Consider the following 565-nt stretch of genomic DNA (forward strand, 5'->3'; position numbering starts at 1 on the left):
ATATCGCCATTTGGCACCAATCTGTATTTGTCTATGTACTGGCGTTTAGATGCGGGTATGGCGGCAGCGATGGGACTGAGTTTGGTCGTGGGTATTGCTGCAGTCGAAGCACTGGAAAGTATCGGTATCCAAGGTGTTAAGCTTAAGTGGCCAAACGACATCTACTATCAAGATAAAAAACTAGCCGGTATTTTAGTGGAGATGTCTGGTCAAGCAGGAGGCGCAGCTCACTTAGTGATTGGAATGGGATTAAATATTGGCATGCCTGATGTGCAGCCCGGTATTGATCAACCTTGGACAACACTCAACCAAATTTCCAATGAAGTGAGTATCGATAGAACTCAATTGGCGATACGTCTTATCGATCATTGGAAAGCCGCGTTAGAAGAATATGAACTGACTGGACTGGGTGGTTTTGTTGAACGTTGGAATCGTTTGGACAACTTTATCGGCCGACCGGTTAAGCTTCTTATGGGACCGAGAGAAATACACGGAGTGGTACAAGGTATCGACCAACAGGGTGGGGTGGTGCTCAAAACTGAAAATGGTTTGGAAACCTACATTG

1 protein-coding gene is annotated in these 565 nt (G+C 45.7%); it reads left to right on the plus strand.

Features of this window, described 5'->3' with window-relative positions:
• The coding region (locus R7Q11_RS28325; protein ID WP_225467246.1) for a biotin--[acetyl-CoA-carboxylase] ligase at nt 1-565 on the plus strand (565 nt) is incomplete at both ends.

This window comes from Vibrio sp. 970, assembly GCF_033339075.1.